Origin of the sequence: Mycobacterium sp. (genome assembly GCF_050701675.1) — a bacterium.
In the GTDB taxonomy this organism is placed as follows: domain Bacteria; phylum Actinomycetota; class Actinomycetes; order Mycobacteriales; family Mycobacteriaceae; genus Mycobacterium.
The window spans coordinates 1-4,526 of record NZ_JBOGDD010001325.1 but is presented as its reverse complement, the minus strand read 5'-3'; the positions used below and the strand labels follow the sequence as shown (position 1 = coordinate 4,526).

General features: G+C 64.3%; 5 protein-coding genes. 3 read left to right on the top strand and 2 right to left on the bottom strand.

Going from position 1 to position 4,526, the window contains the following annotated elements; genetic code table 11:
* Positions 1–168: 168 nt before the first annotated feature.
* Positions 169–813 (bottom strand): FMN-dependent NADH-azoreductase, encoded by a 645-nt coding sequence (locus ACRDUX_RS40880; protein ID WP_526423276.1) that lies wholly within the window; start codon positions 811–813, stop codon positions 169–171.
* Positions 814–924: 111 nt separating this feature from the next.
* Between ACRDUX_RS40880 and ACRDUX_RS40875 the strand changes: the two genes are divergently transcribed.
* Both ACRDUX_RS40875 and ACRDUX_RS40870 read left to right on the top strand, forming a co-directional pair.
* Positions 925–1,305 carry a winged helix-turn-helix transcriptional regulator gene (locus tag ACRDUX_RS40875; RefSeq protein WP_526423274.1) on the top strand — a complete coding sequence of 127 codons (381 nt, stop codon included), beginning with the start codon at positions 925–927 and terminating at the stop codon, positions 1,303–1,305.
* Positions 1,306–1,340: 35 nt separating this feature from the next.
* Positions 1,341–1,991, top strand: coding sequence for a nitroreductase family protein (locus ACRDUX_RS40870; protein ID WP_526423272.1), 651 nt, complete (start codon positions 1,341–1,343; stop codon positions 1,989–1,991).
* A 115-nt stretch (positions 1,992–2,106) separates the two neighbouring features.
* Here the strand turns inward: ACRDUX_RS40870 and ACRDUX_RS40865 are convergent, their stop codons facing one another.
* Entirely contained in the window at positions 2,107–2,901 is a 795-nt protein-coding gene (locus ACRDUX_RS40865; RefSeq protein ID WP_526423270.1) for an SDR family NAD(P)-dependent oxidoreductase, read from the bottom strand.
* Between the two features lie 231 nt (positions 2,902–3,132).
* Here ACRDUX_RS40865 and ACRDUX_RS40860 point away from each other — a divergent pair.
* Positions 3,133–4,526: dihydroxy-acid dehydratase domain-containing protein (locus tag ACRDUX_RS40860; protein WP_526423268.1), on the top strand; the 1,394-nt coding region annotated here is incomplete at its 3' end.

Sequence of the window (4,526 nt, the reverse complement as noted above, 5' to 3'; positions counted from 1 at the left end):
GTGGCGTCGGACACAGCGGATTCGGCCGCGAACATGCTCCCGAGACACTGGCCGAGTATGGATACGGCAAGACGATCCGGCTGGCCACCAAAGGCGACGAGTTGTCGTACTGGAGCGCAGCCTCCCGGGTTCTCGGCGAATGACCTAGAGAGTCGACGCGCCCGCGGCTCAGGCAGCCAGGTGTTCGGTCAGGTTCCGCGCCTCGTGGCGAGCCTGATCCTCCGCGTCGCGAAGCGACTGCTCGTACGTCGCGATCAGCGACTCGTATGCTGGAATGACCGGTGCGAGAGTTCCCTCGAGAGTGATGGAGCGTAGATCCAAACCGAGTGTGTCACCGAGGATTAGCTGCAGCCAGGGCAGGACGAAGTCCCTGGCCTGACCGGGCCCACCCAGGCCGTAGCCAAAGCCGCCACGTGCCGAGACCACGATTGCCGGGCGTCCCGCGGTCGGTGACGAAGTGCCAGGAAGGGGAAGCGTTCTGCCGAGTACGACGATCTGGTCGATCCAGGCTTTGAACGCAGCAGGCACGGAATAGTTGTACATCGGCACCGCGAACAGATACGCGTCAGCCGCGAGAAATTCCTCGATCAGCCGATCCTGAAGGACGGTAGCCTCTTTCAGCTCAGTGGAGAGCTCCTCGGAAGGAATATTGCGGGCAGCGACCTGAGCCGCGGTGATGGGCGCTACCGGCTCCTGGGCGAGGTCGCGGTAGATGACGTCGCCGCGCCACTCCTGGCGAATGAGATTCGCAACGGATTGTGAAACGGATTCTGAGCCGACAGCCGATGAGTCGATGTGCAGCAGGGTCGCCATAACGCCTCCGATGTGTTGATTCCTACTTATAGTGCGTAGCCACATGGTAGGTCTGTTATGTTGGCGCTACAAAAGGCATGTTGAAGTCCGTAGCGCCCATGGAGGTAACCAATGGAGCCCACCACCGTCGCGCCGTGTGATCGCGTTGGCGACGACGGCCCGTTCGTTCGCGAGATCCTGAGCCGCATCGGAGACAAGTGGACGGTGTTGTGCATCGGCACCCTGGCGACCGGACCGCTTCGCTACAGCGAGCTACTGGCACAGGTCCCGGGCATTTCGCAGCGGATGTTGACCGTGACGGTCAAGCAGCTGCAGCGGGACGGCCTGGTGACCCGCACCGCCTACCCGGAAGTACCTCCGCGAGTCGAGTACGAACTGACGTCACTCGGCGAGTCGCTGCTCTCAATCGTGCTCGGTCTGGCGCACTGGGCTTCCGAACACCGCGAGGAGATTCGGCACAACCGGGAACGGTTCCCGAACGCCGTGGTGTGAGGAACGCTCCACACCGATTCGACGTTGTCGCAGGGATGACATCCGATGCAGGTTTGGGCCTATTGGCGGACGAAGTGTTGACCACCACGCGCGCCGTGCGAAGGCGGCTTGATTTCTCCCGGCCGGTGGAGCGAGCGGTACTCGAGGACTGTGTGCGCATCGCGAGCCAGGCGCCCAGCGGCCGAAATCGCCAACGGTGGGATTTCGTCTTCGTCGGTGACACTGCCGCAAAGGAGGCCGTCGCCCGTTGGTGGCTGGCAGGTCTGCAGGTAGGGCAGCCCGGGGGACACGTGACGCGGGATGCATCGCCGGCAGGCTGGCAGCGGATCGCGGCCAGCCTGGATCATCTGGTCTCGCGGCTGCACGAAGCGCCGTGGCTGGTCATTCCTTGTGTGCGGGTGGACTCTCGTGCGGAGCTGGACGACGTCCGCGGCCAGGCGGGGGCGTGGGGATCGGTGTTTCCGGCGTTCTGGAGTTTCATGCTTGCCGCACGGGAGCGTGGATTGGGCACGGCCTGGACGACCGCACATCTGAGCTATGAACGTGAAGTGTCCGAGGTGCTCGGCCTCCCGTACGAGACCGTCGTTCAGGGTGCGCTGTCTCCGATCGCCCATACGGTGGGCAGCGACTTCCGGCCGGCCCGTAGGGCGCCTGCCGAATCCTTCATCCACTGGGATCAGTGGTGAGCGGCGTTCGAGCCAGCCTTGGGTGAGGCTTGAGCGGCTTCCAGCTTGCGCCAGATTCGCGCAAGTGCCCGTCGATCACGGGATGTGTCGTGTCAGTCTCCAATCATGTTGACGCTCAGACGGTGCGGATGCTGCCGCCGTCGGCGACGTACTCGGCGCCGACCAGGTACGCCGCCCGGTCGGACAGCAGGAATGCCACCAGTTCGCCGATGTCCTGCGGGCGGCCGGGGTGGCCGATGGGGATGCCGCCGATGGAGGCCATGATCTTTTCGCGGGCGGCGTCGATGTCGGTGCCATCGTGCGCGGCGGTTTCCTCGGCCATCCTGTGGGCGGCCTCGGTCTCGACGTAGCCGGGGGCGACGGCGTTCACCCGGATGCCGCTCGGCGCAAGCTCGTTGGCCAAGGCCTTGCTGTAGTTGGTCAGAGCCGCCTTGGCCGCGGCGTAGGGCAGGGAGGCCGGCAACGGGGTGCGCCGTTGGATCGAGGTGATGTGCACGATCGACCCGGAGCCCTGCTCGAGCAGGGTGGGTACCAGTTCGCGGTCCAGGCGTACCGCGGTGAACAGATTGCTGTCGAAGGCGTATTGCCAGTCCTCGTCGGAGACGGTGGTCGATCCACCCTTGGCCTGGGTCGATCCGCCGACGTTGTGCACGATGTAGTCGATACCGCCGAGCTGATCGAGGGTCCGTTTGGCAAGTGCGGAAACTCCGTCAGTGGTCGACACGTCCGCCTCGATGACGACGAGCCCGCCGATGTCCTCCGGGGTGCTGCGCGCGGCCACTGCGACCGTGGCGCCGCCCGCGAGTAACCGGTCCGCGATGGCGCGGCCGATGCCGCGGGTGCCCCCGGTGATGAGTGCGCGTTTGCCCTCGAATTCGGTGAACGGGTTCGGCATTGGAGTGCTCGTCATTCGTGGTGCCCTTCAGGAGTGGCTGGCGCTAATGGTTGGAGGGTGCACTCGCGCATCGCCGATACCGGGCGGGTATGGATCGATGGTTGTCCGCACGCCGACCAACCTGATCCCTCCCCTTGGGGGAGAGTCAAGTTTGCGACCAGACCATCCGGGGCGCAGAGACGCGGCATCTCATCGATTGATGAAAAATGTTGACATTTAACATTCGGCGATTGTAGCGTGCGTCACATGACATCGCCTCGTCGAAGTGAAGTTCGCTACCAAGGTCCTGACCGCGCGTTCGCCCGCTCTTGGTGGTACGGAACCGGTCGTACGGCTGCAGAGCTGCGTCGGCCGCTGGTCGCGGTGGTGAATACCTGGAACGAAATCGCCGACGAGAACGTGTATCTGGACAAGGTGTCCAAGCGTGTCAAGGACGGCATCATTGCGGGCGGCGCTACACCGATGGAGTTCAACGTCATTCACGCGACCGACGTCTTGAGTGAGGCGTCCGACGGCATGCGCTACGTGCTGCCTTCGCGGGAAACCGTCGCTGACTCCGTGGAGATCATGCTTCAGGCGCATGCCTTCGACGCCGCTGTCTTGATCGCCGGCGGCGACAAGATCACGCCGGCGATGATCATGGGAAGCCTTCGCGTGGATCTTCCGACGGTGTACGTCTACACGGGCACCACCGAAACCGGCAGGATCGGAGCACGCGAGCTGTCCTGGGAGACCGTATTCGAGGCCATCGGCGAATATCACAGCGGGAAGATCACCGAGGATGAACTGAGCCAACTCGAGTTCGCGCAAATGCCCGGCGCGGGCGGCGGCGCCAGCGCGTACACGGGCAACACCATGGCCATGTGCGCGGAGGCAATGGGCCTTTCGCTGCCAGGGGTGTCGACCGTGGTGGCAGGGTCGGCCGAACAGCTCCGACTCGCCTACGACAGCGGTGTCGCAATAACGAAGCTCATCGAACGGGGTTTGACGATCAAGAGCATCGTCACCGACTGTGCCATCCGCAACGCCGCACGGGTCGCCTTGGCGGTGTGCGGCTCGACCAATATCTCACTGCATCTCCCCGCAATCGCACACGAGGCTGGCGTAGCCTTCACCTGGCAAGAATTCGACGAATTAGCCTTGTCCACTCCAACACTCGTACCGCTTCGTCCCTCCGGTGATATCTCGCTGCCGGAGTTCCATCGCGGCGGTGGAGTCCAGGCTGTGCTCGAGGAGCTCCGCGACCATCTCGAAGACAACCCGCGTATCGCACCGATCGAGGTACCCATTCCCCAACCAATCGGCGGCGTCATCGCGCCAGTCGATGAGCCCGTGTCCCCGACCGGCGGGCTGCGCGTGCTGTTCGGAAGCCTGGCCCCGCTCGGTTCGATCGTCAAGATCGGCGGCGTTCCGAAAGCGCTGCATCAGCACCGTGGGCCGGCGCGAGTCTTCGAGGACGAGGAAAAGGCCATCGTCGCCATTCACGGCGGCCAAATCAGCCCGGGTGACGTCGTGGTGATTCGCAACGAGGGTCCCCGCGGTGGCCCTGGATTCCGCGAGATGTTGGGCGCCACGGCCGCCGTCGTCGGGATGGGGCTGGCCGACACGGTGGCTCTGGTCACCGATGGGCGCTTCTCGGG